This is a genomic window from Alteromonas sp. RKMC-009, assembly GCF_003584565.2.
Lineage (GTDB): Bacteria > Pseudomonadota > Gammaproteobacteria > Enterobacterales > Alteromonadaceae > Alteromonas.
In genome coordinates, this window is record NZ_CP031010.1 from 4,580,491 (window position 1) to 4,596,455 (window position 15,965).

The following is a 15,965-nucleotide window of genomic DNA, read 5'->3' on the forward strand; positions in this document are numbered from 1 at the left end:
CATGTGCAGCACAAAAGCGGTGTCACAGCCATCGACAGCATGGCTGGCGCATCCCTACTTACCCTGGTTTTTCTTTTTGTTCGCAGCAGTGCTTATACTGGCCGGTACCGGTTTACGCTCGCCGTGGCCCGCAGATGAGCCCAGGTTTGCCCTTATCGCAAAAGAAATGGTGGAGTCGGGACAGTGGCTCTTTCCACTGCGTGGCGGTGAGTATTATCCGGATAAGCCTCCTGTTTTTATGTGGTCTATCGCGGTGTTCTATGCACTTACCGGATCACTGAAACTGGCATTTCTGCTTCCGTCCGCCCTCTGCAGCTTACTGACTTTATTTTTGGTGTATGACCTGGGAAGCCGGTTATGGAACAGGCAAACCGGTCTACTTGCGGCAGCATCATTGTTGTTCAGTTTTCAGTTCGTCTTGCAGGCAAAGTCTGCACAAATTGATGCGATGGTAACATGCTGGATTACCCTCGGTTGCTACGGTATGTTGCGCTTCATGCTGACAGAGCGACGGTGGCGCTGGTACTTCACGGCCTTCTTTTTCATGGGCGTGGGAGTGATAACCAAAGGGGTCGGATTTCTGCCTGTATTCATGCTGATCCCTTATGCGTTATATGTTTTCAGGTTTAAGCAAAGCAGAAGGACTTCTTTTGGTGATATTGGCAAATGGCTCGCCGGCCCGGCGATTATGCTTGTCACTATCGGCTTGTGGTTAGTTCCCATGTTACTGGTTGTCGACACCAGTCATGACCCGTTGCTGCAACAGTACCGTGACAACATCCTGTTCCGCCAGACAGTCACCCGTTATGCAGACTCCTGGCACCATATCAAACCATTCTGGTATTACGTGCTCAATGTGATACCCGCATTCTGGCTGCCCTTAAGTGTTGCATTACCCTGGTTAATCCCGAACTGGATAAAAGCACTCCGTGCCGGTGACGGCAGAATACTTATTCCGCTGGGCTGGGTATTGCTGGTTTTGATTTTCTTCAGCATCAGTCCGGGCAAACGGGGAGTGTATATATTGCCGGCACTCCCTATGCTGGCACTGATTGCCAGTCCATACGTTACAGAGATTATAAAACGTAACGGGTTCAGCAGGTTAATCACCGTTATCATCAGCGCACTTTCTCTGGTGTTGCTAACGGCAGGTGTTGCCGGACTTGCCGGTGTCGAAAAGTTACTCACATTACAGGAAAAATTTGAGGTTACGCCCTGGTGGTGGTTTATCTTCACCGGCAGTTGCGGACTGGCGACCCTGCTTTTTGTACGCGAAAAGAACACCCCGTTGTGCTGGCCGGTTTTTATTTCCTTATTGTGGGTATCATGGAGCACATGGGGATATGTGCTGCTGGAAAATGTGAAAACACCGGTTAATGTTTACGACAATATACGGGCGCACCATGGCGATAACATCGAAGTCGGCCTGGTAGATTTTGCTGAGCAATTTATATTATTTTCGCCCTATCCGGTTACCCATTTTGGCTTTCACACACCGACTGAAAACCAACTTGCCAAAGCGTACGAATGGCTGGAAGACAACCCCTCACGGTTTGTGCTTACTAGCAAAAATAATTTGAAGGGGCTGTGTTTTGACTCTGAGAAAGCAGAGCCTGCCGGTTATGCGCACCGGAACGAGTGGGTTTTATTGTCGTCTGACAGCAAGCTGGGGCAGTGTACAATTTCCGCAGAAGGGATCCCTGAATACCATTACCGGCCGGCAGCCAGGTAATGCCGGTTACCAGAAACTGTCAACCACACTCAGAATTGCCTGCCAGGCAGGTTTTACAGACGGATAGGTACCGTCCTGCCGTAAACCGTTGTGCTGGCGGTTTGTCAGCATAATGACAATCAGACCATCATCAGGCCGGAACATCAGTTGAGTACCGGTAAAGCCTGCATGACCGAAGCTTTCCCGTCCCTCCCCGTCTTCGTAACGCCAGAAGCCCAGCGCCTGACTAGTATCGTAAGGCGTATTAAGAAACGCTGCCAGCGTCTCAGGCCCGGTCAGCATGGCGTTACCATAACCGCCACCATTGAGCAGCGTCTGGCAATAGATTGCCAGATCCGGCAGAGCAGAAAACAGACCGGCATGACCTGCCACACCTTCAAGTGCGTACCAGGCGTTGCCGTCGTTCGCCTCACCGGTTAACGTGTAATCGCGGTAGCCATCAAAATTGCGCTCAAACGGCGGGTTTTCTACTACCGGGTATGGCGTGGAAGAATTTACCATGTGTTGCTCGTAGGGATTGCCCTGCGACGTGGCGGCGATATTATCCAGCCAGCTTTCCGGTGGTAAATAGCGGGTTGTGTTCATGCCCAGAGGCTGATGAACAAATGTGTATACGTAGTCGTTAAGCGGCATTTTACTGATCTGTTCAACGATTTTACCCAGTAACATAAAACCGATATCAGAATATGCCCGTTTTTCCGCAATCCCATAACGTCGTGGCAGTGACGCCAGCCAGGCGAAGACAGAATCACGGCTTTGCCTTTTGTGCAGCCAGAGTGGTTGCCACTCCCATAAGCCGCTGCGGTGGGTCAGCAGTTGCTGCACAGTGATGCCGGCTTTATCTGTTTGACTGAAGCCGGGCAGCAAGTCGCCCAGCGTGTCGTCCAACGACAACCGGTGTTCACTGACCAGATGCATCACTGCTGCCGTGGTGGAGACCACCTTCGTCACGGACGCCAAATCAAAAACCGTGTCTGCCGTGACCTTGCGGGGAGATGCCAGCGAATGCAGACGGCCGGAGTTCATTAACTGATACTGCGCCATACCCTGTCCCGAGGAATACAGTACCTTACCCTGTCTGGCGACAAGCAAAGCGACCCCCGGAAACAGGTGTTTATCGGGGTCAGTGCCAATAAACGGCTGCAATGTTTGCTGCAATGCCTTTCTTTGCGTGGCAGTTAATCCTTCTTCCGGACTTGCAAATTCCAGTTCGGGATAGTCTACAGACACCGCTACATCGCCGGTTCTCACCTGTACTGACAGAGCATTTTCACCGGTTTTCACCGCATCTTTACTGGTCAGTATGTATTGCGTATTTTCAGCCGGATCCAGTGTGCCGTCGAAGACTACCCGGTCATTCACTTCAATGCGCGCCTCGCTGACAACAGCCGGCATAATACGCAATCTGACGTGGTCACCGGGCACTGAAAATACTCCGGTGAGAGGTGTTGGCGTTGCTTCAGACTGCAAAACCAGTTGCCCCTGCAACTGTGCGGCATGGGCTGACACACTGGTCGCCATGCCGATAACTGCGGCTTTCAGAAACGTCCGGAATGGTTTAGTCATGAGCCACAGGTGTGCTTACCTCGTCCAGAGATACCGGGATCCCGCCCTGCGGCTTCAACATGCCGGTAAGTACTCTCACCAGGCTGTCCATCGTGCCGCCGGTATAGGGCGCGTCAGGTTCATCAGACAAGGCATACACATTGGCGTTATAAGTGGCCAGCACCGCATCGCTGAAGGTATTCAGTTGCATGGCGTCGTAAGGCATCCGCAAATACACCAGGATACTGCGTTTTCCTGTTTCTTTGACTTGTTCGAGTAATGAAGGCAATAAAGCCTGCGCCTCATCAAACCCCATGATCTGCTTTGTATTAACATCCATATCTTCCATACCGCCCAGTTCTACCAGACTAGGCGCCGGTGTCATGCTGCCAACCACAACTGTATCTGCCTGCGCCATGGCACTGTCCAGCGAAGGCCTGTTCAGTTGCTGCAAGCTCATGCAGGTAACCTGCTGCTGCGGACGGTACAGTGACATGTGATAAGACACCGCACGGCATACGGTTTCCTCCGGCATGAGAACCAGTACGTTGCCGGTTTCCGGAATGATAAAGTCAGCCGGTTTGCCTTTAACAACCGCAATGGCCGCATCAGCAAGTAACTGAGCTCGCCGCTTGTTGTCTGCCAGAGAAGCCGCCAGTTTTTCCGGTGAAGGGGTAAAATGTGCAGCCAGCCCGAAGTCAGCTTTTGTTTTCCGGATCCTTGCGGCAGATTCTACAATTAACTCTCTGTCGAGCTCACCCTGTAATACCTTTTGGGTAAGGGCATCGAGTAATTCATTGAAGGCGCGGATACCACTGTCACTGTGGACCGGCAGTGGCATCACGACGATATCCGTACCGGCAGAAAACGAAGCCGCTACGGCATCAGTCTGGTCAAAGAATTTTGCGATGCCGGCCATGTTCATGGCATCAGACACGATGAGCCCTTTAAAACCCAGCTCATCACGCAGGATCCCGGAGAGGATTTTTTTCGACAATGTCGCCGGCTTAATTTGTGGCTGACCGGACTTGTCGTTGAGCTTACTGTCATCTAATTGCGGATACTGAATATGCGCCGTCATTACCATGGCCGGCGATGCCTCACGGATAATCGTGTTAAACGGGTACAAGTCCACCGCATCAATCATTTCGCGGCTGTGATCGACCACCGGCAAAGCCAGATGGCTGTCTGTGTGAGTGTCACCATGTCCGGGAAAATGCTTCAGTGTGGCCAGGATCCCCTGCGACTGCATGGCTTCAACCTGCGCTTCGCCGGCCTGCGCCACCACTTTCGGATCCTGCCCGAAAGAACGCACGTTAATGACCGGATTCGCCAGATTGGCGTTTACATCCACATTGGGAGCGAAGTTGGTATTAATACCTAACAGCTTAAGCTCCTGCGCCATGATTTCAGCGCTTTCACGGGCAAAGCGGGTACCATGTTTTCCGATGGTTGCGCCAATCGCCATATTGCCGGCAAAGTCGGTTGTAAAGACCCGCGGAGTTCTGAATACACGCCCCCCTTCCTGATCGACGGCAATAAAAAGCGGCTCTCCGTCACCTTCCCCCGTCGCAGCCTGCTGCAAATCGCTGGTCAGCGAGGCAATCTGGCCTGGCCAGGATAAGTTTTCACTGAACAAAATGACGCCGCCCACGCCGGACTCAGCGACGAAGTCTTTTAACTCCTGCGGTAAAACTGTTACCGGCTCGCGGCATTTTTCTTCGTCGCCGGCACAAAAATAGCGGAAGTCAGGCATGAGTTTTTGCGCAATATCGCGCCGTATACTTTGCGTATCAGAGTCAGCAGTCATAGCATTAGCAGGAGTCAGGTTAAGGCAGCTTAAGCATACCGCTATTTGAAAATATCGTCTGCTCAAGTGGCGGATTAGTGGCATAGAATATCTGTACCCCGATAGTCAGTAATCGTAATTCAGGAATTGACTGAGGGATTTTTTATCTCATGTTACATTTTTGATCAAGAATATTTTATTTTTATATGCTAGGTTTGTCAGGTTTATTTCGCCTGAAACCCGCTTCCGGAAAAGTATTATGAAACGGTTTCCGGCACCCTGTACCGGCACAAATACCTAACCGGCAAAAGATGATTATGAATAAATTTATTGAACGCCTGTACCATATTGGTAGCAAACCTCAGCGAAAAATTCTCGGACTGATGAGCGGTACATCGCTGGACGGCCTGGATATCGCGTTGTGTAACATCACAGGCTCAGGAAAAGAGACTGAAGCCCGTATCGAGCGGTTTATGACAGTCGATTATGACGTCAAATTCCGTCAGGCAATTCAACGTGTATTTGCAAAACGGGATGTAGACTTGCAGGAAGTCACATTACTGAATGCGTGGGTAGGCGAATATCATGCGTCTTTAATCAATAGAGCACTGAATCAGTGGCAAGTGGATAAAGAAGATATCGACTGTATTGCCAGTCACGGCCAGACCATTTATCACTGCCCGAGGGAACAGCACGGTTTGCCTGAATACGGCAACGGCACATTACAAATCGGCGATGGTGACCGGATTGCTACAGGCACCGGCATTATTACGCTCTCTGATTTTCGTCAGAAACACATCGCCGCAGGTGGTGAAGGCGCGCCACTGGCGGTTTACGGAGATTTCCTCGTGTTCAGCCACAACCAGGAAAACCGTGTTTTACTGAACATCGGCGGCATCGCCAATTTCACCTGGCTGCCCGCCGGTAATCATCCCGCTGAAGTATTCAGCACCGATATCGGCCCGGGCAATACCATCATTGATGCCTTTGTATCCCGGCACTATGCACGGCAGCGCTTCGATAAAGACGGCGCCATCGCATTGTCAGGAAACGTGAATGAAAATCTGCTGAATGAGTTGCTACGCCATGATTTCTTTTCCTGTCCGGTACCAAAAACCACCGGACCTGAGGTATTCAACCTGGATTATCTGAATCAGGCACGATTACGCAGTCAAACCCTGTACATTCCTAACGAAGACGTTGTAGCAACACTGACAGCATTTACCGCTAAAGCGATTGCTCACGGCATTATCATGACTGCCACCAGCACGTCAGCGATAACGATGTACGTGAGCGGGGGCGGCGCGCGAAATAAAGCACTCATGGCAGCTATCGCGGATGAACTGCCGGACTTTATCAGCCTTAAAAATTTGTCTGAACTGGGCATAGATGCCGATGCGAAAGAAGCCCTGCTATTTGCCATTCTCGCCAATGAAACGCTGGCCGGCAGCCCTTGCTTTGAAGGCAACCTGTTCGGTATTCCCAATACCAATATGGGGAAAATAAGCCTGCCGTAGACGATTGTTCAGCACAGATATATGCCAGCGCGGGTTTAAGGGTAACAGTGTGACAGGAAAGAGAGCGTGCCCGGTGAAGGGCACTGAGCATTTGCTGTTCCTTTATCCGATATTTTTTCCGCGCATACGCTGCAACGTACCGTCTTTATCTATGATGTGATGTTTAAGTGCCCCCGCCACATGAAGAATGATGGCTGCGATGAGCAGATAGCCAACTATCTCGTGTACTTCCCCTGCCGCCTCTGAAAGGCCTTCGTTTCTTGGCAGAACATCCTGAGGATTAACGGGGTCATGGTTAGCGGGAATTAAATCAAACCCGAAAAACGGAACGTTATGCCCGCCCATCGATGACATGATGATGCCAGACACTGGCAGGATAAGCGTACCGAGGATCAGTACCCAGTGAATCACACCGGCCAGCATATGCTCCCACGCTTTATAGTCTCCCGCCGGCACCGGCCAGCCATTTTTCACCCGCCACACAGCACGGGCAAAAGCAAATACCAGAACGACCACGCCAAAAGACTTATGTAACGGATACAGGCTATAGTCATGATTCTCTGTCATGTAAATACCGACAGCTAATAAAGCGATCATCAATATCGCCACTATCCAGTGAAGAGACACGGTGATTTTACTGAACTGAAATTTTGAATCTGCGCTCATGGGCTTTCCCATCCTTAAATTTTAGGGTCTGAGTTAAACCGGACCGGGCGGTCAAACACGCGACTAAAGTATGATATTTAATGCATATTTATACTTATAATAACCACTTTAAAAGCATGGGAATAGATAAATTTCATTTTATTTCAGTTAATTAAGTAAAACTAAACTTTTGACTAACTCACATGACTGGCGAATAAAAGTACCATAAATATAAATACTAATAACAATGCGCGAGAAATGAGATGTTAGCTCTTAAGTCTACATACGAAAAAGAAATCGCCGGATTAACACAGGCGATTAACGAACATAAAGCCTTTTCTGACGCAGTAAAACGTCACAATGCCTACGTTATTTTCACGCCGGATGGCAACGTGATTGAATGCAATCAGATCTTTGCGTCTATTTTCGGTTTTCAAAGCAGTGATTTGATTGGTCAGCACCACAGTGCACTGTGTTTCAGTGAGCTAACAAACAGTACCGCTTATGCAGCATTATGGCGTGACTTGCGCGACGGCCATGCCCAAACCGGTCAGTTTCACCGTAAACACCGCAGTGGTGAAGGTGTGTGGCTGGAGGCTTCTTATGAACCCATTCTGGATGAAAACGGAAGAGTAACTGCAGTACTAAAAATTTGCTGCGACATCACTGAGCAAAAAGAAACAGCAGAAGCCAACAAAGCGATTTCTGATGCCCTGGACCGTTCAATGGCAGTGATTGAATTTACCCCGGACGGCACAATCCTTAACGCAAACGGAAATTTTCTGGCCACCGTGGGCTACAGCCTGAACCAGATTCAGGGTCAGCATCACCGTATGTTCTGTTACGATGATTTCTACATCGACAATCCTAATTTCTGGGACATTCTCGCAGCAGGCAATTTCCAGTCCGGCCAGTTTAAACGCAAGAATGCAGCAGGCGAAGTGCTGTGGCTGGAAGCCACTTACAACCCCATTTACTCTGCTGACGGCAGAGTCTATAAAATTATCAAGTTTGCCTCAGACATCACGCAAAAAGTGATTGAACAAAGTAACATCGCCAGTGCATCGGAGCACGCGGTGTCGATTTCAGAAGAAACGTCACAAATTGCATTACGGGGAACAGAATCACTGACCAATTCCGTGGATGTATTTAACGCCACTTTGAAAGAAGTAGATCAGGCAAACGTACTGATTGAGCAACTGACTGCCCAGTCAGCCAACATTGAATCCATCGTTTCTACTATCCGCAGCATTGCTGATCAAACCAACCTGCTTGCGCTGAATGCGGCTATCGAGGCAGCCCGTGCCGGCGATCAGGGTCGTGGCTTTGCCGTGGTAGCAGACGAAGTACGCCAGTTGGCAAAACGAACCAGTGACTCAACGGTAGAGATTGAATCGGTAGTAGGCGAAAACAAAGGTCTGGCACAACAAGCCAGTGAGAAAATGACCGAAGTGAAATCCAAAGTTGACCTGAATGCTGAGCAAATCGGCAGTGTGCAGGCTGTGATGGATGAAATATATCAGGGTGCGGTAAGCGTAACTGAGAACGTTTCCCGTATCATGAACCAGTAAGTCCAACCGACTAGGGGCAAGGACGCCCCGAACTTCGGGACGCCATACCATATGGTTACGATGAATTATGGTGCCATGTGGATCACAGAACGGATGCTCTTCCCTTCGTGCATCAAATCAAACGCTTCGTTGATTTCTTCCAGTGGCATAGTATGGGTGATGAAGTCATTCAGAGCGAATTTGCCCGCCAGATAATCTTCAACAATACCGGGCAGTTGCGAACGACCTTTCACGCCGCCGAATGCAGTACCACGCCATACACGACCGGTCACTAACTGGAACGGACGGGTTGAAATTTCCTGGCCGGCACCGGCTACACCGATGATCACCGATTCACCCCAGCCTTTGTGACAGCATTCCAGTGCAGAACGCATCACATTCACGTTGCCGATACATTCAAAAGAATAGTCAACGCCGCCATCGGTTAATTCAACAATCACTTCCTGAATCGGCTTATCATAGTCTTTAGGGTTGATGCAGTCAGTCGCCCCTAATTTCTTAGCCAGTTCAAACTTGGATTCATTCAAATCGATACCGATAATGCGGCCAGCTCCCGCCATGGTTGCACCGATGATGGCAGATAAGCCAATACCGCCAAGTCCAAAGATAGCAACGGTGTCACCTTCCTGAACTTTCGCCGTATTGAGTACCGCGCCCATACCCGTAGTCACACCGCAACCAAGCAGGCACACTTCTTCCAGTGGCGCATCAGGATTAACTTTAGCCAGCGAAATTTCAGGCAGAACCGTGTACTCGGAGAACGTGGAGCAACCCATATAATGATAAATTGGCTTACCATTACAGGTGAAACGGGTTGTACCGTCAGGCATCAGACCTTTACCCTGAGTTTCACGTACCGCGCTGCATAAATTGGTTTTACCTGATGTACAGAATTTACATTCTCCGCACTCTGCGGTGTAGAGCGGGATAACATGGTCGCCCACTTTCAGAGAGGTTACCCCTTCGCCAACTGACTCAACAATACCACCGCCTTCGTGGCCCATGATGGCAGGAAATACGCCTTCAGGATCCTCACCAGACAGGGTAAATGCGTCGGTATGACACACGCCTGTGGCAAGAATTTTTACCCGCACTTCACCCGCTTTCGGCGGTGCAACCTGAATTTCTTCAATAGACAGCGGCGCTTTCGCTTCCCACGCTACCGCGGCTTTACAAGTAATTACGTCAGCCATGTTGTTTTATCCTATATTCGATGTGTGTCGGACTATTCTAAACAGTCGCAGTTATGTAACAATACACGCAATATGAAAATCACTTTTTCATAAATGCAATAATAGACCCATTTACCAGTAGGGCTTTATGAACAGAGACGGTATTGTTGAATTTGTGGCGGTAGTTGAGCAGCGCAGCTTTACGCTGGCAGCGAAAAAACTGCGTATCTCTACTGCAAAAGTAAGCCGCCAGGTCAGTGCACTGGAAACCCGTCTGTCATCGAGGCTGTTAAACCGCACCACCCGTGTGGTGACGCCAACCGAACTTGGTCAGCAGTTCTATCATCAATGCCGTCACATTCTCGACCAGCTTGATGACGCAGAACGTTTCGTCTCCGAACAACAGCTCACGCCTTCAGGCAAACTCATGCTTACTGCCCCCGTAACTTACGGTGAGCGGATCATCGCACCGGTCGTTAATGACTTTCTTACGCTGCATCCCCGCATTGAGGTCAGCCTGAATCTGACAAATCAGGTTGTGGACTTAGTACAGGAAAACTACGATCTGGCTATCCGTCTTGGTCATCTTGAGAGCTCATCGCTGATTGCCCGCCGGTTAGGCTCGCGAACGTTATTCACCTGTGCCTCACCGGAATACTTTGAGCAGCATGGCCTGCCTCAGTCGGTAGCCGACCTTGCCCGGCATCAGTGCATTGCCGGCACATCAGCCCACTGGCAATTTAATGTAAATGGCAGAGTCGTCACCTACCGGCTTTCAAACGCACGACTGCGTTGCAACAGTGGTGTGGGGATCCGTGATGCTGCCCGTAAGCACCTGGGCATCATTCAACTGCCTGATTATTATGTCGCTGATGATATCGAAGCTGGCCGTCTGAAAGTGATATTGCCGGCACAACAAATCGATGATGACGGGATATGGGCGATATACCCGCAAACCCGTCATGTATCAACCAAAGTCCGGTTATTACTGGACTATCTGGTTACCCGCCTGAGTCCCGGCGCGTAAACCAGTTCGCCACTGGGCCGGCTCTGCCGGTACACACCTTATGCCGGAATTGCTGGTTCAGGGCTTTCAGGCTCTGCTTCAGGGGGCTTTCCTGTAATGCTGGCAATAAGCTCTGCCGCATTTTTCTGTCGGAATGCCCGATACTCTTCCCAGTCAAATGACTTCAGAAACGCCACAGCCGCATCACAGCCATTTACAATCAGCTTTTCTTTGTCTTCCGGAGACATATCAAAGTCAAGCCAGCCAATGTCTGTTGTATCAATTTCCTTCACCACCCGGTTGTAGTCTTCAAAATGCTCATGGCGGTATTCTTTATCAGTGTTGCCTTTGGCAATATCCACCACATTGGAGATAAAGTTCAGCAGTGATGAATTATCGAAACGGTCTACATCAAAGCCCAGCTTGGCACCAAACGTGGGCATTGAAGGGACTTTGCTGGGTTTCGCGTGAAATTCGTCAAAGGGAAAATTTGATAACAGGCCGCCGTCAACGAAGGACACCGACTCGCCATACTTCTGAGGGTCTTTCAGCGTCACCGAAAAATCCCGTTGAAGCCGGTCTTTCACATCACTGTAAGGGGGGATGTCAGTCAGCGTGAAGGGATCAAAAAAGATGGGAATAGACATGCTGGCACGGGCAAAATCTGCAACGGGCGCATCGTTTTCCGGGCGGTAGAATAAATCGGCGTCTTTAGGAAAGGTCACCTCAACACCCACGGCCATACAACTGGCTTTTACTGCCAGTCCGCCGAACGGGGCGGATTTATCATATGTGAACCGTGGCGGATGGTTCAGGGTAACCGTTTCCGGCAGCGTCCATTTTGATGCCAGACCGGTGAGATGTGCCGCACCGAAGGGCTTCAACACTTTTCGTTCCATCCAGTCGTAAAAGGTTTGACCGGGGTTTAACCCCCGCTTTGCTTTCAATCGTTTGTAACCGGAAATCACACCCTTCATCCATCGCCAGCCTTTGCTGAACATGTTACCGCCACCGGGATTCTGCACCACATCCCTGACGGCTTTAGGTCCGTCGACAAAACTGAAAAATGCCACTTCATCCAGCACATCTGCAATCGCCATGGTTTTAGGCTGATCCGGTGTACCGGCTGCACTCAGCCCTATCGCATTGATTGCACCGGCAGACGTGCCGGCTATTTTACGAAAACGGATATTGCACTGTTCAAGCACGTAGGTATAACCCACGAGACCAAGCCCGAGCATGCCGCCGCCTTCCATCACAAGGTCGACGAAATAGTACTTTTCACCGTCTTTTTCGAAATATACATCTGACCAGACTTTGCTTTTCAACTCAGCCGGGATTGAATAGGCCGACAATATGTCCTTCACAGACTTAGCCGGTGTAGTTTGCGCGTTCATTACAGCCTCCCTGTCCATAATTTGTTCAACATGCTAACGCAGGGTAGGATTAATGCAATGGTCATTCTGTACTAAGCCAATACCATTTATGAATAAAACCGTCTCTGAGATTGAATTAAGACACAGAACCCTGCGTTTACCTCACGGTGAAGATGCGCCACTGATTGGTTCAAAGCAGCACTACCGGGAAGAACTGAAAAAGTGGCAGAAAAAACTGCTGCATGTTCAGCAGGCCATTTATCACCAGAAAAAACGGGCAATTGTGGTTTTCGAGGGCTGGGATGCATCCGGTAAAGGCGGCGCCATCAGGCGTCTGACCGGCCATCTGGACCCCAGAGGGTTTGCCGTGCACCCCATTGCAGCGCCCACCGCTGAAGAACAGGGAAGGCACTATTTATACCGGTTTCAGACAAGGTTACCCAAGCCCGGCCGTATCGCCATTTTCGACCGTTCCTGGTATGGCCGGGTACTGGTGGAAAGAGTGGAACAACTGACACCGGATGATGCCTGGCAACGTGCCTACCGGGAAATCAATGAGTTTGAACGGATGTTGTCTGATGATGGCGTCCGCATCATTAAGCTGTTTTTACACATCTCGCCCGACGAGCAGCTACGCCGGTTCGAAGAGCGGCTGCACAATCCCTACAAACGCTGGAAGCTTACAGAAGAAGATATCCGCAACCGCAGTAAGTGGTCTGATTACGCATCAGCTACCGAAGACATGTTTGATGAGACGGATACCCGCCCGGCTCCCTGGCATCTGATACAGGCAGAACACAAATGGTATGCACGGGTGGAAGTCTTAAAGAAAGTTGTGAAGGCATTGCGAAAAGGCACCGACATCACGCCACCGCCACCGGATGAGAAGCTCATCCGTCTGGCAGAGCAAAAATTGGGGATAAGCGTGCCGGATACAGACACGCCGGAGCCGCAACAGTCAGAGCAGGAAAACTAAAACGTCAGCTTATATTTCTCAAGTTGGTAGTAGTAAGGAAGTGCTTGCTCACAAACTTCCTGTAATGCCTCTGAAAGTACCGGCACGGGTTTCCGTGCCGTGGCTTTAAGCCCGGTACTTGCCCACACCGCATTGTACCAGTGCTCTGCCCAGACGCCGTCAGCTTTGTTGCCACCAGCCGGCCAGCTGAGCATGCCCGCATCGTAAGGTATACCAATGGCTTCACACAGCGCCTGCAGCCCCGTTGCGGGGTTGGTCAGCAAATCGTCACTGTCAATTACCACCGGCGGCTCGCCGTTCAGCGTCATCTGGCGGTTAAATAACTCAGCTTGCTGACGGATGCCGATATCATCCAGTACCGGTTTCTCCCGCTTTTCATTGTAACTGGCAATCACCCTGGCCGGATGACGCAACAGAAACACGTTAATCACATCGTCTGTCCAGGCCAGCGGAAATGCGGGTAACATGTGATGTGACATGTGCTTCTGATAGAAAATATCTTTACCGTCAGGGATCGGACCCAGGCATTGCGCAATAACCTCAGAAGCACGCTGTGGTTGCGATGCCAGTATCGCTTCCTGCATCGGGTGCACTTCCCCGCTTTCCTTCAGATACGCCGCGTAAAAGGGCTCGTCAATTACCGCGCAGTCACTGCGGGCGGAAAACGCATACATCATTGCTGTCGATAAGTTTCTGGGGCCGGACCACATAGCAATACGCATCAGTGAGACTCCTTAACCAGTTGATAATATGCCTCTCTTATCTGCTGCGTGACCGGTCCCGGGTGCACGTCGCCAATTGCTCTGCCATCAATGTGGGATACCGGCGTCTGCGCACCAAACGTGCCGGTAAGGAAGGCCTCGTCAGCACCATAGGTTTCAACCAGCGAATAATTGCGCTGATGCACCTTCAGGCCAATCCGCTCACACACGTCTATCACTTTCTGCCGGGTGATACCGTTCATGCAGTAATCACCTGTTGAGGTCCAGACCTCGCCTTTTCGTACAATAAAGAAATTACAGGCGTTGGTGGTGTTTACAAACCCGTTTACATCCAGCATCAGTGCTTCATCGGCACCGGCCTTTTCTGCGGCAATACAGGCCAGTATGCAATTGAGCTTGGAATGCGAGTTGAGTTTGGGATCCTGCGTCATAGGCAGGCCACGCATATGCGGCACAGTAGCCAGCTTGATAGGCCGCGCAATGGACGCTTTGGAGTGCTCACATATAATAACCAGCGTAGGACCGTGCACAGAAAGCGCCGGATGCTGAAACGGCTTTTTCTTTTTGCCCCGGGTGAACATCAGCCGTGCATGTACATCGGTATGCATGTTGTTGGCTTTACGGGTGGCTTCCAGCGCCTCTGTAACCTGCGCCCTGGTCATGCCTAAATCCATATCGACCACTTTTGCAGCTTCAAAAAGCCGGTCCATATGCTCATCCAGAAAAGCCCATTTGCCGTCGTATAACCGCAAGCCTTCCCAGATGCCGTCACCTAACATAAAGCCACTGTCGTATACCGACACTTTGGCTTCGTCGCGGTGAACAATGTCACCGTTTACATAAATGAGAATATCATCATTACGCGCATCTTCCGCTGCGGTATGGGTAGAGACATCCGCCATACTCATTGATTGTTTTTCCTTTTTTGTACAGCCAGAAAAACAAAAATACCGGCTGACGACCCGTAAAGTAAAGTCGTACCGCCGGTATTTGCGATGATATTCAGCGATGATTAGTTAAACAGATCTTTCAGCTTGTCTTTGCCTTTCTCCATTAACTTCTCTTTTTCTTCATCGATTTTTTCCTGCACTTTCTCTTTGGCTTTTTCTGCCAGCACTTTTTTCGCTTCGGCTTTTGCCTGCTTGATGGCGTTATCCAGCATCTGATTTACGATAGCCGCACCGACCTGATCAGCAGGTAAACCGTCAGGCTGACCAATGGCACCGGCACTGAACGTTGGCAGAGTGACTTCATACGCTTTCTTATCAATTTTGAAATCACCGGTTTCAAGGTTTTCAAAATTCAGTTTCAGCTTCGCGTTACTCACCGTTACCGCATCCACAATCAGTTTTGGCGCCGGAGCGGAGGATGGCTCTGCAGGCTGGCTGTCGCCCTGAGGCAAGTTAGCCATCAAATTCTCTTTGATAACCATCAGGTTGCCCTGACCTGATGCATCTACTTCGTACAGGATTTCCGGACCGTCTACAGTCACTTCCTGGATGCGGTAAGGCTCTTCGGTAGCACCGGCGAGATCTAATGTCACACCGTCAAGGCTGAATGCATCTTCTTCACTGAATCCGTCAGGATTTTCTACATCAATGTCAGTGATAGTCAGGCGTCCGTCACTGAAAGACAAATCCACAGCTGACACGGTAACCGGCGTAGCCAGATATTTTGTGCCCTGTGTTTCAATTTGTTCGCGGATAAAGTCATTGGCCCCACTGGCCAGATAAACCACACCGCCGGCAATCACCACAATAACCAGCAATAAAATAACCAGAACTTTCTTCATTACTTCTCCCTGCATAAATGAGATTAAATACCGCACGGTTCACGGCATTTGCGCGTATTCCCTGTATCAGTGTTTGAACGACTGCTTTACACGGTTTACGGCGTTTAGGTTTTCCATACGAC

Annotated in this window: 13 protein-coding genes; 5 read left to right on the plus strand and 8 right to left on the minus strand. The window is 50.1% G+C overall.

The genetic code is table 11. The features are described 5' to 3' along the window. Position 1 precedes the first annotated feature (1 nt). Positions 2 to 1,732, plus strand: coding sequence for an ArnT family glycosyltransferase (locus DS731_RS19985; RefSeq protein ID WP_119502969.1), 1,731 nt, complete (start codon positions 2 to 4; stop codon positions 1,730 to 1,732). 6 nt (positions 1,733 to 1,738) lie between these two features. On the opposite strand, the gene DS731_RS19990 is transcribed toward DS731_RS19985, so the two are convergent. Together DS731_RS19990 and DS731_RS19995 are read right to left on the minus strand one after the other, a co-directional pair. After that, on the minus strand, positions 1,739 to 3,298 hold the full coding sequence (locus tag DS731_RS19990; protein WP_202980680.1) for a serine hydrolase domain-containing protein: 1,560 nt from the start codon (positions 3,296 to 3,298) through the stop codon (positions 1,739 to 1,741). After that, positions 3,291 to 5,087, minus strand: coding sequence for a glycoside hydrolase family 3 protein (locus tag DS731_RS19995; protein WP_161599189.1), 1,797 nt, complete (start codon positions 5,085 to 5,087; stop codon positions 3,291 to 3,293). Before DS731_RS19995 ends, DS731_RS19990 begins: the two co-directional genes overlap by 8 nt. A gap of 296 nt (positions 5,088 to 5,383) precedes the next feature. Between DS731_RS19995 and DS731_RS20000 the strand changes: the two genes are divergently transcribed. Further along, positions 5,384 to 6,583 (plus strand): anhydro-N-acetylmuramic acid kinase, encoded by a 1,200-nt coding sequence (locus tag DS731_RS20000; protein ID WP_119503532.1) that lies wholly within the window; start codon positions 5,384 to 5,386, stop codon positions 6,581 to 6,583. Positions 6,584 to 6,685: 102 nt separating this feature from the next. Here DS731_RS20000 and DS731_RS20005 read toward each other — a convergent pair whose 3' ends face one another. Beyond that, entirely contained in the window at positions 6,686 to 7,249 is a 564-nt protein-coding gene (locus DS731_RS20005; protein WP_119502971.1) for a cytochrome b, read from the minus strand. A gap of 242 nt (positions 7,250 to 7,491) precedes the next feature. On the opposite strand from DS731_RS20005, the gene DS731_RS22395 reads away from it, so the two are divergent. Then, positions 7,492 to 8,799, plus strand: a complete 1,308-nt coding sequence (locus DS731_RS22395) for a methyl-accepting chemotaxis protein (RefSeq protein ID WP_119502972.1) — start codon at positions 7,492 to 7,494, stop codon at positions 8,797 to 8,799. Between the two features lie 65 nt (positions 8,800 to 8,864). On the opposite strand, the gene DS731_RS20015 is transcribed toward DS731_RS22395, so the two are convergent. Continuing rightward, the gene (locus DS731_RS20015; RefSeq protein ID WP_119502973.1) at positions 8,865 to 9,992 is read right to left on the minus strand and encodes an S-(hydroxymethyl)glutathione dehydrogenase/class III alcohol dehydrogenase; all 1,128 of its coding nucleotides are present in this window, start codon (positions 9,990 to 9,992) and stop codon (positions 8,865 to 8,867) included. Between the two features lie 127 nt (positions 9,993 to 10,119). Between DS731_RS20015 and DS731_RS20020 the strand changes: the two genes are divergently transcribed. After that, positions 10,120 to 10,998 carry a LysR family transcriptional regulator gene (locus DS731_RS20020; RefSeq protein WP_119502974.1) on the plus strand — a complete coding sequence of 293 codons (879 nt, stop codon included), beginning with the start codon at positions 10,120 to 10,122 and terminating at the stop codon, positions 10,996 to 10,998. Between the two features lie 38 nt (positions 10,999 to 11,036). Here DS731_RS20020 and DS731_RS20025 read toward each other — a convergent pair whose 3' ends face one another. Continuing rightward, positions 11,037 to 12,374, minus strand: a complete 1,338-nt coding sequence (locus DS731_RS20025; protein ID WP_161599190.1) for a patatin-like phospholipase family protein — start codon at positions 12,372 to 12,374, stop codon at positions 11,037 to 11,039. 88 nt (positions 12,375 to 12,462) lie between these two features. Here DS731_RS20025 and DS731_RS20030 point away from each other — a divergent pair, with 88 nt between their 5' ends. Next, a complete protein-coding gene (locus tag DS731_RS20030) occupies positions 12,463 to 13,329 on the plus strand; it encodes a polyphosphate kinase 2 family protein (RefSeq protein ID WP_119502976.1) in 867 nt (288 codons plus the stop codon). On the opposite strand, the gene DS731_RS20035 is transcribed toward DS731_RS20030, so the two are convergent. The 3 genes from DS731_RS20035 to DS731_RS20045 form a co-directional block, all read right to left on the minus strand. Continuing rightward, entirely contained in the window at positions 13,326 to 14,051 is a 726-nt protein-coding gene (locus DS731_RS20035) for an HAD family hydrolase (protein ID WP_119502977.1), read from the minus strand. The genes DS731_RS20030 and DS731_RS20035 overlap by 4 nt on opposite strands. Further along, positions 14,051 to 14,959 carry a D-amino acid aminotransferase gene (locus tag DS731_RS20040; protein WP_232373430.1) on the minus strand — a complete coding sequence of 303 codons (909 nt, stop codon included), beginning with the start codon at positions 14,957 to 14,959 and terminating at the stop codon, positions 14,051 to 14,053. The genes DS731_RS20035 and DS731_RS20040 overlap by 1 nt, the downstream gene beginning before the upstream one ends. A 104-nt stretch (positions 14,960 to 15,063) precedes the next feature. Further along, a complete protein-coding gene (locus DS731_RS20045) occupies positions 15,064 to 15,843 on the minus strand; it encodes an AsmA family protein (protein ID WP_119502978.1) in 780 nt (259 codons plus the stop codon). Between the last annotated feature and the right edge of the window lie 122 nt (positions 15,844 to 15,965).

Coding starts and splice junctions, on each gene's coding strand:
- DS731_RS22395 (WP_119502972.1), top strand. CDS start 7,492: ATGTTAGCTCTTAAGTCTACATACGAAAAAGAAATCGCCGGATTAACA.
- DS731_RS20045 (WP_119502978.1), bottom strand. CDS start 15,843: ATGAAGAAAGTTCTGGTTATTTTATTGCTGGTTATTGTGGTGATTGCC.
- DS731_RS19995 (WP_161599189.1), bottom strand. CDS start 5,087: ATGACTGCTGACTCTGATACGCAAAGTATACGGCGCGATATTGCGCAA.
- DS731_RS20040 (WP_232373430.1), bottom strand. CDS start 14,959: ATGAGTATGGCGGATGTCTCTACCCATACCGCAGCGGAAGATGCGCGT.
- DS731_RS19990 (WP_202980680.1), bottom strand. CDS start 3,298: ATGACTAAACCATTCCGGACGTTTCTGAAAGCCGCAGTTATCGGCATG.
- DS731_RS20030 (WP_119502976.1), top strand. CDS start 12,463: ATGAATAAAACCGTCTCTGAGATTGAATTAAGACACAGAACCCTGCGT.
- DS731_RS20015 (WP_119502973.1), bottom strand. CDS start 9,992: ATGGCTGACGTAATTACTTGTAAAGCCGCGGTAGCGTGGGAAGCGAAA.
- DS731_RS20020 (WP_119502974.1), top strand. CDS start 10,120: ATGAACAGAGACGGTATTGTTGAATTTGTGGCGGTAGTTGAGCAGCGC.
- DS731_RS20000 (WP_119503532.1), top strand. CDS start 5,384: ATGAATAAATTTATTGAACGCCTGTACCATATTGGTAGCAAACCTCAG.
- DS731_RS20035 (WP_119502977.1), bottom strand. CDS start 14,051: ATGCGTATTGCTATGTGGTCCGGCCCCAGAAACTTATCGACAGCAATG.
- DS731_RS20005 (WP_119502971.1), bottom strand. CDS start 7,249: ATGAGCGCAGATTCAAAATTTCAGTTCAGTAAAATCACCGTGTCTCTT.
- DS731_RS19985 (WP_119502969.1), top strand. CDS start 2: ATGTGCAGCACAAAAGCGGTGTCACAGCCATCGACAGCATGGCTGGCG.
- DS731_RS20025 (WP_161599190.1), bottom strand. CDS start 12,374: ATGAACGCGCAAACTACACCGGCTAAGTCTGTGAAGGACATATTGTCG.